This window comes from Cupriavidus sp. Agwp_2, assembly GCF_040784895.1.
GTDB lineage: Bacteria > Pseudomonadota > Gammaproteobacteria > Burkholderiales > Burkholderiaceae > Cupriavidus.
The window spans coordinates 859,663-875,817 of record NZ_CP088083.1; the positions used below are offsets into that span (position 1 = coordinate 859,663).

At 65.5% G+C, this 16,155-nt stretch carries 19 protein-coding genes; 12 read left to right on the forward strand and 7 right to left on the reverse strand.

Annotation, left to right across the window (positions count from 1 at the left end; all coding sequences use genetic code 11):
• The first annotated feature begins 53 nt into the window (after positions 1-53).
• From LPA45_RS03975 to LPA45_RS03995, 5 genes are all read left to right on the forward strand, one after another.
• A complete protein-coding gene (locus tag LPA45_RS03975; protein ID WP_116317842.1) occupies positions 54-1,088 on the forward strand; it encodes a methionine ABC transporter ATP-binding protein in 1,035 nt (344 codons plus the stop codon).
• Positions 1,078-1,731: a methionine ABC transporter permease gene (locus tag LPA45_RS03980; RefSeq protein ID WP_116317402.1), complete on the forward strand. Its 654-nt coding sequence runs from the start codon at positions 1,078-1,080 to the stop codon at positions 1,729-1,731. The genes LPA45_RS03975 and LPA45_RS03980 overlap by 11 nt, the downstream gene beginning before the upstream one ends.
• Positions 1,732-1,765: 34 nt before the next feature.
• A complete protein-coding gene (locus LPA45_RS03985; RefSeq protein ID WP_116317403.1) occupies positions 1,766-2,563 on the forward strand; it encodes a MetQ/NlpA family ABC transporter substrate-binding protein in 798 nt (265 codons plus the stop codon).
• 238 nt (positions 2,564-2,801) lie between these two features.
• Positions 2,802-3,551 carry an electron transfer flavoprotein subunit beta/FixA family protein gene (locus tag LPA45_RS03990; RefSeq protein ID WP_029045694.1) on the forward strand — a complete coding sequence of 250 codons (750 nt, stop codon included), beginning with the start codon at positions 2,802-2,804 and terminating at the stop codon, positions 3,549-3,551.
• Positions 3,552-3,571: 20 nt separating this feature from the next.
• Entirely contained in the window at positions 3,572-4,507 is a 936-nt protein-coding gene (locus LPA45_RS03995; RefSeq protein ID WP_029045693.1) for an electron transfer flavoprotein subunit alpha/FixB family protein, read from the forward strand.
• 193 nt (positions 4,508-4,700) lie between these two features.
• Here LPA45_RS03995 and LPA45_RS04000 read toward each other — a convergent pair whose 3' ends face one another.
• The gene (locus LPA45_RS04000; protein ID WP_116317404.1) at positions 4,701-6,005 is read right to left on the reverse strand and encodes a D-amino acid dehydrogenase; all 1,305 of its coding nucleotides are present in this window, start codon (positions 6,003-6,005) and stop codon (positions 4,701-4,703) included.
• 108 nt (positions 6,006-6,113) lie between these two features.
• On the opposite strand from LPA45_RS04000, the gene LPA45_RS04005 reads away from it, so the two are divergent.
• Positions 6,114-6,617 (forward strand): Lrp/AsnC ligand binding domain-containing protein, encoded by a 504-nt coding sequence (locus LPA45_RS04005; protein WP_116317405.1) that lies wholly within the window; start codon positions 6,114-6,116, stop codon positions 6,615-6,617.
• Positions 6,618-6,649: 32 nt separating this feature from the next.
• Complete coding sequence (locus LPA45_RS04010) at positions 6,650-7,894, forward strand: PA0069 family radical SAM protein (protein ID WP_116317843.1); 1,245 nt, start codon at positions 6,650-6,652, stop codon at positions 7,892-7,894.
• 289 nt (positions 7,895-8,183) lie between these two features.
• On the opposite strand, the gene LPA45_RS04015 is transcribed toward LPA45_RS04010, so the two are convergent.
• From LPA45_RS04015 to LPA45_RS04035, 5 genes are all read right to left on the reverse strand, one after another.
• Positions 8,184-9,110, reverse strand: coding sequence for a LysR family transcriptional regulator (locus tag LPA45_RS04015; protein WP_116317406.1), 927 nt, complete (start codon positions 9,108-9,110; stop codon positions 8,184-8,186).
• Positions 9,111-9,126: 16 nt separating this feature from the next.
• Positions 9,127-9,621 carry an NINE protein gene (locus LPA45_RS04020; protein ID WP_116317407.1) on the reverse strand — a complete coding sequence of 165 codons (495 nt, stop codon included), beginning with the start codon at positions 9,619-9,621 and terminating at the stop codon, positions 9,127-9,129.
• A 124-nt stretch (positions 9,622-9,745) separates the two neighbouring features.
• Positions 9,746-9,904 carry a hypothetical protein gene (locus tag LPA45_RS04025; RefSeq protein ID WP_199414497.1) on the reverse strand — a complete coding sequence of 53 codons (159 nt, stop codon included), beginning with the start codon at positions 9,902-9,904 and terminating at the stop codon, positions 9,746-9,748.
• A gap of 263 nt (positions 9,905-10,167) precedes the next feature.
• Entirely contained in the window at positions 10,168-10,572 is a 405-nt protein-coding gene (locus tag LPA45_RS04030) for a hypothetical protein (RefSeq protein WP_116317408.1), read from the reverse strand.
• Between the two features lie 178 nt (positions 10,573-10,750).
• Positions 10,751-11,872: a sorbosone dehydrogenase family protein gene (locus LPA45_RS04035; protein ID WP_116317409.1), complete on the reverse strand. Its 1,122-nt coding sequence runs from the start codon at positions 11,870-11,872 to the stop codon at positions 10,751-10,753.
• Between the two features lie 153 nt (positions 11,873-12,025).
• Between LPA45_RS04035 and rpsP the strand changes: the two genes are divergently transcribed.
• The 5 genes from rpsP (at position 12,026) to LPA45_RS04060 (ending at position 15,124) form a co-directional block, all read left to right on the forward strand.
• Positions 12,026-12,277, forward strand: a complete 252-nt coding sequence (gene rpsP / locus LPA45_RS04040) for a 30S ribosomal protein S16 (protein ID WP_029045686.1) — start codon at positions 12,026-12,028, stop codon at positions 12,275-12,277.
• 68 nt (positions 12,278-12,345) lie between these two features.
• Positions 12,346-13,002, forward strand: coding sequence for a ribosome maturation factor RimM (rimM, locus tag LPA45_RS04045; protein WP_116317410.1), 657 nt, complete (start codon positions 12,346-12,348; stop codon positions 13,000-13,002).
• 46 nt (positions 13,003-13,048) lie between these two features.
• The gene (gene trmD, locus LPA45_RS04050) at positions 13,049-13,831 is read left to right on the forward strand and encodes a tRNA (guanosine(37)-N1)-methyltransferase TrmD (RefSeq protein WP_116317411.1); all 783 of its coding nucleotides are present in this window, start codon (positions 13,049-13,051) and stop codon (positions 13,829-13,831) included.
• 75 nt (positions 13,832-13,906) lie between these two features.
• Complete coding sequence (gene rplS / locus LPA45_RS04055) at positions 13,907-14,299, forward strand: 50S ribosomal protein L19 (RefSeq protein ID WP_116317412.1); 393 nt, start codon at positions 13,907-13,909, stop codon at positions 14,297-14,299.
• A 144-nt stretch (positions 14,300-14,443) separates the two neighbouring features.
• Positions 14,444-15,124, forward strand: coding sequence for a CoA pyrophosphatase (locus LPA45_RS04060; RefSeq protein WP_116317413.1), 681 nt, complete (start codon positions 14,444-14,446; stop codon positions 15,122-15,124).
• A 20-nt stretch (positions 15,125-15,144) separates the two neighbouring features.
• Here LPA45_RS04060 and LPA45_RS04065 read toward each other — a convergent pair whose 3' ends face one another.
• Positions 15,145-15,990, reverse strand: a complete 846-nt coding sequence (locus LPA45_RS04065; RefSeq protein ID WP_116317414.1) for a sulfurtransferase — start codon at positions 15,988-15,990, stop codon at positions 15,145-15,147.
• Between the last annotated feature and the right edge of the window lie 165 nt (positions 15,991-16,155).

A 16,155-nucleotide genomic window follows, 5' to 3' on the forward strand; every position in this document is an offset into this window, starting at 1 on the left:
AACAGCGCTCGAGACAACCTCGCCTGTTGCCGTTTTCTTTTGGTCACCTGTACATGATCGAACTGCAAGGACTTTCGCAGCGCTTCCCGGGCGCGTCAGGCGACGTGCATGCATTGCGGGACGTCAGCCTGTCGATTGCAGCGGGCGAAGTCTTCGGCATTATCGGCCGCAGCGGCGCCGGCAAGAGCACGCTGGTTCGCGCCATCAACCTGCTGAACCGGCCCAGCAGCGGCCGGGTGGTCGTCGCTGGCCAGGACCTGACTGCGCTGGGTAACGGCGCGTTGCGGCTGGCGCGGCGCGAGATCGGCATGATCTTCCAGCATTTCAACCTGCTGTCGTCGCGCACTGTCTATGACAACGTGGCGCTGCCACTGGAACTGGCCGGCAAGCCCAAGGCGGAGATTGCCGCCACGGTGCTGCCGCTGCTGGACCTGGTCGGGCTGTCGGCGCTGAAGGACCGCTACCCGGCGCAGATCAGCGGCGGGCAGAAGCAGCGCGTGGGCATTGCGCGCGCGCTCGCGAGCAAGCCCAAGGTGCTGCTGTCTGACGAAGCGACCTCTGCGCTGGACCCGGAAACCACCCGTTCCATCCTGGAACTACTCAAGCAAATTAACCGGGAGCTGGGCCTGACCATCGTGATGATCACGCACCAGATGGAGGTCATCAAGCAGGTGTGCGACCGCGTCGCCGTGCTCGAAGCCGGCGAGGTGGTCGAGCAGGGCCGCGTGATTGACGTGTTCCTGCGTCCGCAGCACGACGTCACCCGCGCCATGATCGGCGATGTCATTTCGCAGGAGCTGCCGGCGAGCGTGCTCAAGCGCGTCGAAAGCCGGCTCGGCAACGGCCGCGACCACGTCTACCGCCTCGCTTTTACCGGCGAGGGCGTCGACCAGCCGGTGCTGGCGCAGGCGATCCGCCGCTACGGGCTGGACTTCAACATCCTGCACGGCCATATCGACGAGATCCAGGGCCAGGCCTTCGGCTCGCTGGCGATCATGGCCACCGGCGAGCTGGCCGACGTGAAGGCAGCAATGGAATACCTGCAGGCGCAAGGCGTCGTGGTGGAGGAGTTCGAGCATGTGGTCTGAAATGTTTGACCTGTTCCTGACTTCGTTCAACGAGACGCTGCTGATGGTGGCGATCTCCGGCGTGGTCGGCTCGCTGCTGGGCGTGCCGCTGGGCGTGCTGCTGCACCTGACCAACCGCGGCGGCGTGCTGTCGCATCCGCTGTTCAACCGCACCATCGGCGTGGTGGTCAATGCGGTGCGCTCGATCCCGTTCATCATCCTGCTGGTGGTGGTGATTCCGTTCACGCGCTTTATCGTGGGTTCGTCGATCGGTACCACCGCGGCGATCGTGCCGCTGACCATCGCGGCGATCCCCTTTATTGCCCGCCTGGTCGAAAGCGCGCTGCGCGAGGTCGACAAGGGCCTGGTCGAGGCCGCCCAGTCGATGGGCGCGACGACCGGCCAGATCGTGTGGAAGGTGCTGCTGCCCGAGGCCATGCCTGGCATCGTCGCTGGCCTGACCATCACTTTCGTCAGCCTGGTCGGCTACTCGGCCATGGCCGGTGCGATCGGCGGCGGCGGCCTGGGCGACCTGGGCATCCGCTATGGCTACCAGCGCTACATCACCGAGGTGATGGTAGCGGTGGTGGTGATCCTGATCATCTTCGTGCAGGCGGTACAGAGCTTCGGCGACTGGCTGGTCCGGCGCATCAGCCACCGCTGAGTCCAACTACTTTCTAGAGATAGGTACGTACATCATGCAACGTCGCAACCTGCTGCAATGGATTCTCGGCGCCGCGCTCGGCGCCTCGCTGGCCACCGGCGTGGTCGCCCAGGAAAAGCCGATCAAGATCGGCGTGACCGGCGGCCCGCACGCCCAGATCATGGAACAGGTGAAGAAGGTCGCCGCCAAGGACGGCCTGAACATCCAGGTGGTCGAGTTCAGCGACTACGTCCAGCCCAACGCGGCGCTGGCCGCCGGCGATCTGGATGCCAACAGCTACCAGCACCTGCCGTACCTGGAAGCCCAGATCAAGGACCGCGGCTACAAGTTCACGCACATCGCCTATACGGTGACCTTCCCGATGGGCGTGTACTCCAAGAAGATCAAGTCGCTTGACCAGCTCAAGCAGGGCGCGCGCGTGGGCGTGCCGAACGATCCGACCAATGGCGGTCGCGGCCTGCTGCTGCTGCAGAGCAAGGGCGTGATCAAGCTCAAGCCCAACGCCGGCCTGAAGGCGACCCCACTGGACATCGTCGAGAACCCGAAGAAGATCCGCATCGTCGAACTGGATGCCGCGCAGTTGCCGCGCTCGCTGGATGACCTGGACGCTGCCGCGATCAACGGCAATTACGCGGAATCGGCCGGCCTGTCGCCGACCAAGGACGCGATCGCCATCGAAGGTCCGAAAGGCCCGTACGCCAACCTGATCGCGATCCGCGAGGCCGACAAGAGCAAGCCGTGGGTGGCCAAGCTGGTGAAGGCGTACCATTCGCCGGAAATCAAGCAGTACGTGAATTCGACCTTCAAGGATTCCGTGATCACTGCATGGTAATCCTTGGTCACCGCGGTTAAGTACCGGTCACTTTGAGGCTTCCGTCCAATCAGACGATGCGCGCAAGTCTCAATTTCCGGCACAATCTCCGGACGGCTGGCGACTGCCGGGCTATGCCCGGCATCATTTTGCCGATAAAATAGTACGATCGTTCGAAAAACAGGAGAGCCGCCAACCCGGTGGTTATAATGACGAGCGAACAAAATTTCTGACTATCAGCTATCAGTGGAGTGAGCGCATGAAAGTACTCGTCGCAGTCAAGCGGGTGGTGGATTACAACGTCAAGGTCCGCGTCAAGGCGGACGGCACGGGCGTCGATCTGGCCAACGTCAAGATGAGCATGAACCCGTTCGACGAAATCGCCGTCGAAGAGGCCGTCCGCCTTAAGGAAGCCGGCGTTGTCACCGAGGTCGTGGCCGTTTCCTGCGGCGTCACGCAGTGCCAGGAAACCCTGCGCACCGCGATGGCCATCGGTGCCGACCGCGGCATCCTGGTGGAGTCGAACGAAGACCTGCAACCGCTGGCCGTGGCCAAGCTGCTGAAGGCGCTGATCGACAAGGAACAGCCGCAGTTGGTGATCCTGGGCAAGCAGGCCATCGACGACGACTCGAACCAGACCGGCCAGATGGTGGCCGCGCTGGCCGGCCTGCCGCAAGCCACGTTCGCCTCGAAGGTGGTGGTGGCCGATGGCAAGGCATCGGTGACCCGTGAAGTCGACGGCGGCCTGGAAACGCTGTCGCTGAAGCTGCCGGCCGTGGTGACGACCGACCTGCGCCTGAACGAGCCGCGCTACGTCACGCTGCCGAACATCATGAAGGCGAAGAAGAAGCCGCTGGATACCGTCAAGCCGGAAGACCTCGGCGTGGACGTGAAGCCGCGCCTGTCGACCCTGAAGGTGGTCGAGCCTGCCAAGCGCAGCGCCGGTGTGATGGTGCCGGACGTCGCGACGCTGGTGCAGAAGCTGAAGAACGAAGCCAAGGTTATCTGAGAGCGCGGGGGAGAAATAACATGACTGCACTCGTCATTGCTGAACACGACAATCAATCGATCAAGGGCGCCACGCTGAACACCGTGACCGCCGCAGCCCAATGCGGCGGCGACGTGCACGTGCTGGTGGCCGGTTCCAACGCCAAGGCCGCCGCTGACGCCGCCGCCAAGATCGCCGGCGTGACCAAGGTCCTGCTGGCAGACGCCGCCTACTTTGGCGACGGCCTGGCCGAAAACGTGGCCGAGCAGGCACTGGCCATCGCCAACGACTACTCGCACATCCTGGCTCCGGCCACCCCGTACGGCAAGAACATCCTGCCGCGCGTGGCCGCCAAGCTGGACGTGGCCCAGATCTCGGAAATCTCCAAGGTCGACGCCCCGGACACCTTCGAGCGCCCGATCTACGCCGGTAACGCCATTGCCACGGTCAAGTCGGAAGACAAGATCAAGGTGATCACCGTGCGCGGCACCGCGTTTGACGCCGCCGCTGCCGAAGGTGGCTCGGCCGCCGTGGAAACCCTGCCGGCCGTGGCCGACGCGGGCGTTTCGCAGTTCGTTTCGCGCGAAGTGGCCAAGAGCGACCGTCCGGAACTGACCGCCGCCAAGATCATCGTCTCGGGTGGCCGTGGCGTGGGTTCGGGCGAGAACTACACCAAGGTGCTGACGCCGCTGGCCGACAAGCTGGGCGCCGCGCTGGGTGCCTCGCGCGCCGCTGTGGACGCCGGCTTCGTGCCGAACGACTACCAGGTCGGCCAGACCGGCAAGATCGTCGCGCCGCAGCTGTACATCGCCGTCGGTATCTCGGGCGCGATCCAGCATCTGGCCGGCATGAAGGACTCCAAGGTGATCGTCGCGATCAACAAGGATGCCGAAGCCCCGATCTTCTCCGTGGCCGATTACGGTCTGGTGGGCGATCTGAACACCGTGGTGCCGGAGCTGGTGGCCGCGCTGGGCTGATGCCGTCAGCTTGCCGGCCGTGAGGTGGATGACGCGGCCGGCAATGTTCGCAAAAGGAGCCGTTCCCGGGATTTCCCGCGAACGGCTTTTTTGCGTCTGATCATTGCTCCATTTCTGCGGAGGTCCGCGATGCCAGCCAAACAAAAAGGGCGGCCTCCGGGGCCGCCCTTGCGTTGCCTGTGTGCCGCCGCTGTCAGGCGTGCGCCGGCCGCGGTGCCACATGATGGCGTGTGGGTTTGAGGTAGCGTCCCACTGACAGGTCATCGGCACGGATCGCCGGTGAAGTGCCGGAAACCAGGTCCGACAGCAGCTTGCCCGAGCCGCAGGCCATGGTCCAGCCCAGCGTGCCGTGCCCGGTGTTCAGCCACAGGCCACGTACCTGCGTCGGGCCGACGATCGGCGTGCCGTCCGGCGTCATCGGACGCAGGCCGGTCCAGAACGTGGCCTGGCTGACATCGCCGGCGCCGGGGAACAAATCGGTGACCACGTGTTCGAGCGTGCGGCGCTTGGCCGGGTCGAGGCTGCGGTCATAGCCGACGATCTGCGCCATGCCGCCGACGCGGATGCGATCCTCAAAGCGGGTGATGGCGACCTTGTAGGTTTCATCGAGCACCGTCGACACCGGGCTGCGCGAGACATCGCTCATCGGCACAGTGATCGAGAAGCCTTTGAGCGGGTACACCGGCAGGTTGGACATGCCCGACAAGAACGGCTTCACCAACTGCGTCGACCAGCTGCCCAGCGCCACGACCACCAGGTCGGCGATCATCGGCTCGCCGTTCACGACGGCGCCAGTGACGGCATCGCCCTGTGTCATCAGGCTGTCGATCGAGCGGTTGTACAGGAACCTGACGCCCAGCGTCTCGGCCATCTGCGAAAGTCGCGTGGTGAACAACTGGCAGTCGCCGGTCTCGTCGTTGGGAAGGCGCAGGCCGCCGCTCAGCTTGTGGCTGACTGTGGCCAGCGCCGGTTCGCTCGCGGCGAGTTCTTCGCGCGAAAGCAACTGGTAGGGCACGCCGGCATCTTCCAGCACGGCGATGTCCTTGGCCGCGCCTTGCAGCTGCTCGTCGGTGCGAAACACCTGCAGCGTGCCTTGCTGGCGGCCTTCATATGCGATTCCGGTTTCCGCGCGCAATGTGCGGATGCAGTCGCGGCTGTATTCGGCCAGCCGCACCATGCGCTCCTTGTTCACGGCGTAGCGCTCGGCGCTGCAGTTCAGCAGCATCTGCCACATCCACTGCAGCTGGAACAGCGTGCCGTCCGGCCGGATGGACAGCGGGGCATGTTCCTGGAACATCCACTTGATCGCTTTCAGCGGCACGCCGGGTGCTGCCCACGGCGACGCATAACCCGGAGAAATCTGCCCCGCGTTGGCAAAGCTGGTGCCGAGCGCGGGCCCGGCCTCGCGATCGACGACGGTCACTTCGTGACCGGCCTTGGCCAGGTACCACGCACTGGTGACGCCAATGACGCCACTACCAAGTACGAGAACGCGCATTTCGGGGACTCCCAACTACGATGTCAGGTTGATGAAGGATTTGTCTCTATACTATTGAATACAATCCAGTCATAGTTACCGAATTTATCGGTTAAACAGGAAAAATTCATGAGAACCAGTCGCCAGCCGGTACGCACCCTAGACCGGCTCGACCGCAGGATCCTGACGCTGCTGCAGGCCGACGGCAGGATCTCGATGAAAGACCTGGCGGAGGCCGTCGGCCTGACCATCACGCCGTGCATCGAGCGGGTCAAGCGCCTGGAGCGCGATGGTGTCATCATGGGCTACTACGCGCGGCTGAACCCGTCCTTGCTGGGCAGCGCGCTGCTGGTCTTCGTGGAGATTTCGCTCGGCAACAAATCGGGCAATATGTTCGAGCAGTTCCGCCGCGAGGTGCTGCGCATCCCGGAAGTGCTGGAATGTCACCTCGTGTCGGGCGATTTCGACTACCTGATCAAGGCACGCATCCGCGAGATCGGCGAATACCGCCGGCTGCTGGGCGACATCCTGTTGCAGCTGCCGGGCGCCGCGCAGTCGAAAAGCTATGTCGTGATGGAAGAAATCAAGGAAACGCTGGCAATCTCGGTCGAGGACAAAAGCCAGCCGACCTGACCACCCGCGCCAGGCGAGCGATGCCGGCAACCATGAAGCGCCCCACGAATCCACCGAAAGACACCCTGCGTACCGGCCAGCGGCCGAGCGCCGATGCAGATACGTCATGGCCGGAGCCAGGCCAGCGGCCGCCCGTCGCCCGCAAGGGGCGCGGCGCGGTCAGCAACCTGCAGGGACGATTCGAGCGCGACCAGCGCGAAGCCTTCGACGACGGCTGGCATAGCCCGGCCGCGGACGAGCCGGCCGCCGGGGTCGGCCAGGGGCATCCGGAGGATGCCGCCAACCCTGCGCCGGCGCCGGAAATGCCGTTGTTGCCGCTGCGCACCCAGGTACGCATCGAACGCGCGCGTTCGATCCTGACGCGCAACGCTTCGCCGGATATCCCGTTCGACGTCTCGCTGAACCCGTACCGCGGCTGCGAGCACGGCTGCATTTACTGCTTCGCGCGGCCTACGCACGCCTATCTGGACCTGTCGCCGGGGCTCGACTTCGAAACCCGGCTGTTCGCCAAGGCCAACGCCGCTGAAAAGCTGCGCGAGGCACTGGCGCGCCCCTCGTACCGCTGCGAGACCATTGCGCTGGGCGTCAACACCGACGCCTACCAGCCGATCGAGCGCGAGCAGCGCATTACCCGCGGCATCCTCGAGGTGCTGAGCGAGCATGACCATCCGGTCGCTCTGATCACCAAGTCTTCACTGATCGAGCGGGATATCGACCTGCTGGCGCCGATGGCCGCCAGGCGGCTCGCGGTGGCTGCCGTGACCATTACCACGCTGGATGCGGACATCGCGCGCACGCTCGAGCCGCGTGCGGCCACGCCGTCACGGCGCCTGCGTACGATCCGTACGCTGACCGACGCCGGCATCCCGGTAGGCGTGAGCATTGCCCCGGTGATCCCGTTCATCACCGAGCCTGACCTGGAACGTGTGCTGGAAGCGGCGCGCGAGGCGGGCGCCGTCTATGCGAACTACATCGTGCTGCGGCTGCCATGGGAGGTGCGGCCGCTGTTCGAGGAATGGCTGCTGGCGCATTTCCCTGACCGTGCCGAGCGGGTCATGAACCGCGTTCGCGACATGCGCGAAGGCAAAGCCTACGATGCCAGCTTTGCCACGCGCATGCGGGGCACGGGCGTGTGGGCGGACTTGCTGCGTCAGCGCTTCTACAAGGCCGCCGACCGGCTCGGCTTCCGCTATAACCGGTTCGAACTGGATACTTCGCGGTTCCGGCCACCCGCGGGACCACGCGGCAAGGACGATCCGCAGGGTTCCTTGTTCTGAGCGGCTTCGGTGGCTTGCTGGTCGCCGATCATACGGCTGGCCAGGTCCAGCGCGGCCTTGGCGCTCGATGGCGGCAGTCCGGAGGACAGCGCCAGCCTGACGGCGATTGCTGCCAGGCGTCCTTCGTCATACGTCGGCATGTCGATTGGTGCTCCTTTGCGCCGCATGAGCCACGCTCCGCCGCGCATGTCGCCGCCAGGATCGGACGGTCTTTCCAGTATGGGCGATTTGGGCGAAAGGGGAATTGCCGATTGCGCCCGCCTTGATCGCGCGCAAATGCAGGCATAACTCAGCACCTTCCGCGATGGTCGGCGTCAGGCAGATCCCAATAGGGAGGATCGCCAAAGCGCTTCGCATAGAAATCGACAAACGCGCGCGTCTTGGCCGGCACCAGGTGGCGGCTGGGAAAGACTGCCCAGATCGACACGGCCGGCAGCACCGGGTATTCGTCCAGCACCGTCACCAGCGCGCCACTGCGCAGCAGCGGCCCGACATCCCAGGTCGACTTTAGGGCGATGCCGACGCCCGCGACCAGCGCATCGCGGATCACTTCGCCATTGTCTGCCCGCAGGTTGCCGCGTACGTGGACCACCGTTTCGCCCAGTGGCGTGTCGAAGCGCCAGGCCGACTGGTCGGCCAGCAGCAGGCAGTTGTGCGCGCGCAGGTCGTCGGGATGGCGGGGCACGCCCCGTTCACGCAAATACGCTGGCGCGGCACAGATCACGCGGCGGCTCGGGGCGAGCGGGCGCGCCACCAGCGTGGAGTCGGGCAGCACACCCATGCGCAGCGCCACGTCGATGCTGGCGTCGACCAGCCCGATGACCTGGTCGGTCAGGCGCAGGTCCAGCGTGATGTCCGGATAGGCGGCCAGGAAATCGGGCAGGGCCGGCGAGACATGCTGGCGGCCGAATGAAGCCGGCACCGTGACGCGCAGCTGGCCGCGCGGATGCTCGGCGCTGCTGCCGACCGATTGCGCCGCAAGTTCCGCGGTTGCCAGCAGTTGTTCGGCGTGCGGCAGGAAGCGCTCGCCGTCGGCGGTCAGCGCCAGCCGGCGTGTGGTGCGATGCAGCAGGCGGCTGCCCAGCGCTTGTTCGAGCCGGCCCAGCCGGGCGCTGGCCGTGGAAGTGGACAAGCCAAGGTCGCGTGCCGCCGCGGACAGGTTGCCCAGCGCCGCGGCGCGGGCAAAGACGGCGACGTCGAGCAGGTCGAAATGCATGGCGCCGCCGCCGCGGCTATTGCGACAGCTCGCGCGCCGCCTCAACCTGCGATTCGAAGAAGGTCTGGAAGCTGATTGCCAGCCCCGCCATCAGCAGGCCGGTGCCGATCAGCAGCGACAGGATCACCAGGATCACGACCGGCCAGCCTGAGCGCGTGGGCTTGCCATGGGGATTGAAGCGCGCGTCCCACTTGTCGTCCGGGCGCAGGCCATAGACGATCGCGGCCAGGAAGGCGCTGATGACCGAGACTCCGCCGGCAACGGCGAACGTCCAGTTGAGCGCGGGGGAGCCGGCATCCGTCGTCATCGAGGTAATACCGATGACGCCCGCCAGCAACCCCAGCAGGTGAGCCCAGCCGTACACGTCGCGCAGCCCGCCCAGGTAAAAGCGGTGCGCTCCCAGGCTGCCGAACAGGAACGCCAGCGCGACCGTCAGCAGCTTGGACTTGCCGCGGGCCGGGACGGGAGCGCGGGTGGTGGTAGCGGGACTGGCTGGCGTGGCGGCAGGCATGGCGTAGGGGCGTGCGGGGCAGTTCAGGAAAAAACGGCGGCACACGAATGCCAGCCGGCAGTCATTGTACGCCGGCGGTCACGGCCAGGGAGAGGAAGTGCATCAGCAGACGCGCGGGGCGACGCTAATGCCAGCCGCCTGAGAGCAGGCTCTTGATAAAGGTGGCGGCGTGTTCGCTGATATGCGTTTCGCCGTAAAGGACCAGGGTAAGAATTCCCATGAACAGGATGGACAGCGATAACTGGCCTGCGTGTTCGGCCAGGTCGCTAAGCAGGGGTGACATGACAAACCTCACAGAATTATTGTCATTCTGGAGGCCGCGCCCGAGCTGTCATGATCGGGTCCGACAGGAGGTGTCGGGCAGAGGCAGGTCAGTTCGATTGCCGTCTGCACTAGACGGCACGCTGTGAGCCCCGGGCAGCGCCGGGCGGCAGCCTGTGTGCAGCACCCGGAAAGCGGGGCACACTCAGGTACAGACAGTCGAGGCGAGGGCGGAGTTCCGCAGGGAGGCGGCGGCGCTGCACAAGCGCCGGTACGGAAGCCGGGTCAGCGTCCGCCGTTGTCGCGGCCGCGCGCCTGCCAGCCGGGACCCACGTTGATGGGCCGCGAGTCGTTGCGGGCGTCTGGAGGGTTGCTGCGCTGATCCTGGGCCCGCGCTCGGTTATCGTCGCGAGCGCCCTGCATGGCGGCTGCACGGCGGCCGCTGAGGCGGTCGTCTGCACGCGCACGGGCTTCCATGCGGTCGATCTGCGCCTGCACGTGATCGCGGCTTTCGGCGCGCACACTGGCGACTTGCCAGCCGTCGCCGGCCTGCAGTCGCACCGGCCGGGCATCGGGGCGGCCTTGTTGCCAGAACGCGACCTGGGCATGACTGGCGGCTACCGCGCCGACCAGGCCCGAGGCCACCAGGATGCCAGCTACCAGGTCGCGCAGGAGAGAGCGGGAGAACATGCGGATTCCCAGGGTCCTGTCGCGCTGAGTTGCTGTTGGAAGATGGGTTCATGGTACGCATGGGCCATCGGGTCGCGCTATGCCAAGCGCGTTACCGGTGTAACGGATTGTTTCGGGTACACAGCCCTTGCTCCTCCTGGTGTTCAGGGTTGCGGGGCGCACGCGTGGTCCTCTGGGCCTACGGCGCATAGCGGATCCGGTAGATTGCGCCAGCCAGGTCGTCGCTGACCAGCAGCGAGCCATCCGGGGCGACCAGCACGTCGGCCGGGCGGCCCCACGGGTGCTTGCCGCGCAGCCATCCCTGGGCAAACACTTCCTGCCGGGCTGCCTTGCCGGACTCGTCCAGCAGGACGCGCACTACGCGGTAGCCGGACGGCTCGCTGCGATCCCAGCTGCCGTGTTCGGCGATAAACACGTTGTTGCGGTACGCCGAGGGGAACTGGTTGCCGGTGTAGAAGCGCATGCCGAGCGCGGCCACATGCGCGCCCAGCCGCGCGACCGGAGCGACAAATTCCGAACACGCGCGCTGGCTGCCAAACTCCGGGTCGGCGACGTTCCCGGCGTGGCAGTATGGGTAGCCGAAATGCTGGTTCGGCGCGGTGGCACGGTTCAGCTCATCGTCGGGCACGTTGTCGCCCATGCGGTCGCGGCCGTTATCGGTGAACCACAGCTCGCGCGTGGACGGATGCCAGTCGAAGCCGACGGTATTGCGCACGCCCCGGGCCACCACCTGCAGGTCGCTGCCGTCGGGCTTCATCTTCATGATGTTGGCGTAGCGATTCTCGTCCTTCGCGCAGATGTTGCAGGGCGCGCCCACCGGAACGTACAGGTATCCGTCCGGACCGAAGGCGATGAATTTCCAGCCGTGGTGTGTATCGGTGGGAAAGCGGTCGCTTACCACCACCGGCTCCGGCGGGTTGTCCAGGCGAGCTTCGATATTATCGAGGCGCACGATCCTGGACACCGACGAGGCGTACAGGCTGCCATCGCGCAGGGCCACCCCGGCCGGCATGCTCAGGCCGCTGGCGACGGTCCGCACGCGAGGCCTGGCGCCGAGCGCATCGGTCACCGCATAGACTTTGCCCTCCCGGAGTGTGCCGACGAACAGCGTTCCCGATGGCGACAGCGTCATCGCCCGTGCACCTGGCACGTCCTGGGTCAGTACTTCGATACGGAAGCCGGCCGGCAGCTTGATCTGCTCCAGCGGCAGGGCCGCCGCCGCGCTGCCTGCCAGCAGGACCACGGCGAGCAGGGCGGATTGCCGTATGGTACGAAGCAAGAAGTGCAGGTGCGGGCGCATGTCGGGCCTCCTGTCGCGGTTTTTGCCACGATGCCTGCACGGCACTGGCACGTCAATCACCTAAGTGTTTGTTTGGCCTCGGAAACTGGGCTATACTCTTGTGTTTCGTGTTCGTTTGAACACCCGGACACCCGTTTTCTGAGGAATCATCCCATGGTCGTTATCCGTCTGGCTCGCGGCGGCAGCAAGAAGCGCCCGTTCTTCAACATCGTCGCTACCGACTCGCGCAACCGTCGCGATGGCCGTTTCATCGAGCGCGTTGGCTTCTACAACCCGCTGGCTTCGGAAGGCGAAGAAGGCCTGCGCCTGGCGCAAGACCGTCTGGCCTACTGGCAAGGCGTTGGCGCCCAGCTGTCGCCGACCGTTGCCCGCCTGGTCAAGCAAGGCGCCAAGGCTGCTGCCTGATTGACGCTCGGTCCATCGGACTGAGCGAAACATAGCGTGCCCGAAAGGGCACGTTCTTCGTTGCGCACGTGACTGAACGCATACAACGGCCGCTGAACCGGCCGCAGGGCCAACAGGGTGAGAGCCCCAAAGCCCCCAAGCTGCCCGCGGCGCTGCTGTATGCCGACGCCCTGCCGGAAGACCTGGTGGAGGTCGGCTATGTCGGCGCTGCCTACGGTATCCGCGGCTGGATCAAGGTCCAGCCGCATGCCGATGACGCGTCCGCCTTGCTGCATGCGCGCCGCTGGTGGTTGCTGGCACCGCCGCAGGCGGGGCTGGTGACGGCCGATGCGCAGCATGCCCAACCGGTCTGCGTGAAGATCGCGCAGTCTCGCGAGCACAGTGGCACGGTGGTGGCGCATGCTGCCGGCGTTGCCGACCGCAATCTTGCGGAAGCGCTCAGGGGCCGTCGCGTGTGGATCCGGCGTGCGGATTTTCCGGCGCCGGATGAAGATGAGTTTTACTGGGTCGACCTGATCGGCTGCAGCGTCAGCAACGAGCAAGGCGAGTTGCTGGGCGAAGTGTCCGGCCTGATCGACAACGGTGCCCACCAGATCCTGCAGATTGCGTACGCGCTGCCTGACGGCAAGGCCGGCGAACGGCTGGTCCCGTTTGTCGAAGCGTTCGTGCGCACGGTCGATACGGCCGGCAAGCGAATCGTGGTGGACTGGGGACTCGATTTCTGACCCCCGGAGCTGAGCCCGGCATGTGCCCAGGAAAGGGGGAGAGCGGATGCAGTTCGATGTGATCACGCTGTTTCCCGAGATGTTTCGCGCGCTGACCGACTGGGGCATTACCAGCCGGGCAGCCAAGCAACAGCGGTATGCGTTGCGCACGTGGAATCCGCGCGATTTCACGGTGGATAACTACCGCACCATCGACGATCGCCCCTATGGCGGTGGCCCCGGCATGGTAATGCTGGCCAGGCCGCTGGATGACGCGATCGATGCTGCGGTGGCAGCGCAGGCGCAGGCCAGCGTGCCGCAGCCACATGTGGTGCTGATGTCGCCGCAGGGCAACACGCTGTCGCATGCCAAAGTGATGGAGCTGGCCGAACGGCCTGGCCTGGTCCTGCTGTGCGGCCGCTATGAGGCCATCGACCAGCGGCTGATCGACCGCCGCGTGGACGAGGAAATCAGCCTCGGCGACTTTGTGCTGTCAGGCGGCGAATTGCCGGCGATGGCGCTGATCGACGCGGTGGTGCGCCACCTGCCCGGCGTGCTGGGCGACGCGCAGTCCGCGGTGCAGGACAGTTTCGTCAACGGCCTGCTGGATTGTCCGCACTACACGCGGCCGGAAGAATATGAAGGCGTGCGGGTGCCCGAGATTCTGCTCGGGGGCCATCATGCCGAGATCGAGAAATGGCGGCGCCAGCAGGCGCTGACCAATACCGCGAGAAAGCGCCCCGACCTGATCGAGGCGGCTCGCGAACAAGGTTTGCTGTCCCGCGCCGACGAGAAATTCTTGTCGGAATGGGCGGCGAAGGAAGGGCGGGAGGCAACTCCCGCCAGGTAAAACCCCATCCTCTGCCGGGGCCCGGGACATGCCTGGGGCATACAACGCCGGCACGATGGTTACGGAGAAAAAACGATGAACCTCATCGAGCAGATCGAGAAGGAAGAGATCGCGCGTCTGACCGCGAACAAGACCATCCCCGCATTCGCACCCGGCGACACCGTGATCGTCAGCGTGAACGTGGTGGAAGGTACCCGCAAGCGCGTGCAGGCCTACGAAGGCGTGGTGATCGCCAAGCGTAACCGCGGCCTGAACTCGTCCTTCATCGTGCGCAAGATCTCGTCGGGTGAAGGCGTGGAACGTACGTTCCAGCTGTACTCGCCGCTGATCGCTGCCATCGAAGTCAAGCGTCGCGGCGACGTGCGTCGCGCGAAGCTGTACTACCTGCGCCAGCGTTCGGGCAAGTCCGCACGTATCAAGGAAAAGCTGGTGTCGAAGGCTGCCGCCGCTGCCAAGGCCGCGCAGTAAGCCGGACATGCCGGCCGGGGCAACCCGGCCAGCGTTTCCTCAGGAAGGGCACCCCACGGGTGCCCTTTCTGCATTGGCGCGCGGGCAACAGCCTGATTTTGCTGCGGCGCCGAATTGCGCGCTTCTGTCATACTTGCAGTTGTTATGCGTCCCGCCTTCGATCCCGAATCCCTTCCTGTCGTCGACACCGACCTGCGCAATGCGCCACTGAGCGAGCCGCGCCTGCAGGTTGACTTCATCCGGCACCGCTTCGAGGTGCCACCCGCCTGGGCACCGGAGCTGACCGACGAATCCCGCGTCTACGACCGCAGCCGCGGACTGCGCGATGCCGCCGTGCTGGTGCCGCTGGTGGAACGTCACGATGGCCTGACCGTGTTGCTGACGCAGCGCAATGCCAACCTGAGCGCGCATGCGGGCCAGATCAGCTTTCCCGGCGGCAGGCAGGAGACCTGGGACGTGAACCGCATTGACACGGCTCTGCGCGAGACGGAGGAAGAAGTCGGCCTGGCGCGCGACTACGTGGAAGTGCTGGGCGCGCTGCCTGACTACATCACCGGCACGGGGTTCCATGTCAGCCCGGTGGTGGGCCTCGTGCGCGACGGCTTTACGCTGCGCCCGGATGCCTCGGAAGTGGCCGATGTTTTTGAAGTGCCGCTCGCCTTCCTGATGAACCCGTCGCACCATGAGCGGCGCCTGTTCCGCTGGGTCGACGGCGAACGGCTGTTCTACGCGATGCCCTATCCGCGGGCGGGAGGCGGCCACCGCTTTATCTGGGGCGCCACCGCGGGCATGCTGCGCAACCTCTACCACCTGCTGGCGGCCTGAGCGGCCGCCGCGGCTTTTTCTCAGGCTGCCGCCTGTTTCGTGCCGATGCAGTGCGGGCAACTCTTGCCGATCACGTAGTGCGGGCTCTGCTGTTCTTCCGGCGTAACCACGGCGCGGCAGGCAAAGCACTGCTTGGGCCCCGCCGGCTCCAGGCTGGGGTTCAGCGCGGTGCGGTAGTCGAAGACAAAGCAGTCGCCCTGATAGTGGCTGCCGCCGACTTCCTCGAAGTACTTCAGGATGCCGCCCTCGAGCTGGTAGACGCGCTCGATGCCGACTTCCTGCATGTGGATCGCCGCCTTTTCGCAGCGGATACCGCCGGTGCAGAACGACACCACGGTCTTGCCTTCATAGTCGGCCATGTGGGCGGCAACCTGCTGCGGAAATTCGCTGAACTTGGCGATGTCGTACTCGACCGCCTGATCGAACGTGCCCACCGCCACCTCGAAATCATTGCGCGTGTCCAGCATCACCACCGGGCGTCCTTCGTCGTCGTGCCCCTGGTCCAGCCAGCGCTTCAGATCGACCGGCCGCACCGAAGGCGCACGGCCTTCCTCCGGGCGGATCAGCGGCATCTTCATGGTGATGATCTCCTTCTTGGCGCGTACCAGCATGCGCTTGAAGGGCTGGTTTTCCGACAGGCTCTCCTTGGGTGCGATGTCGGCAAAGCGCGCATCGGCATGCAGCCACGCCATGAAGCCGTCGATGGCTTCGCGCGGGCCGGCCAGGAACATGTTGATGCCTTCCGGCGCGAGCAGGATCGTGCCTTTCAGGCCGGCCGCTTCACAGCGCTCGCGCATGTCCGGGCGCAGGGTCTCGATGTCGTCCAGCGAGACGAATTTGTAAGCGGAAATGTTGACGATCTGCATGGGAGACTGGGCCCGCACGGCTGCGTCCGGGAGGGCGCCGACGGCTTGCGATAACTGCCGGATTGGAAAGGCGAAATTATAACGCGAGCGGCCGCGGCTGCTGCGCATTCCCCAGCACGCCGATCAGCTTTGAAGGCGGGCCGTACCGCGCCGGCTGCACGCAAT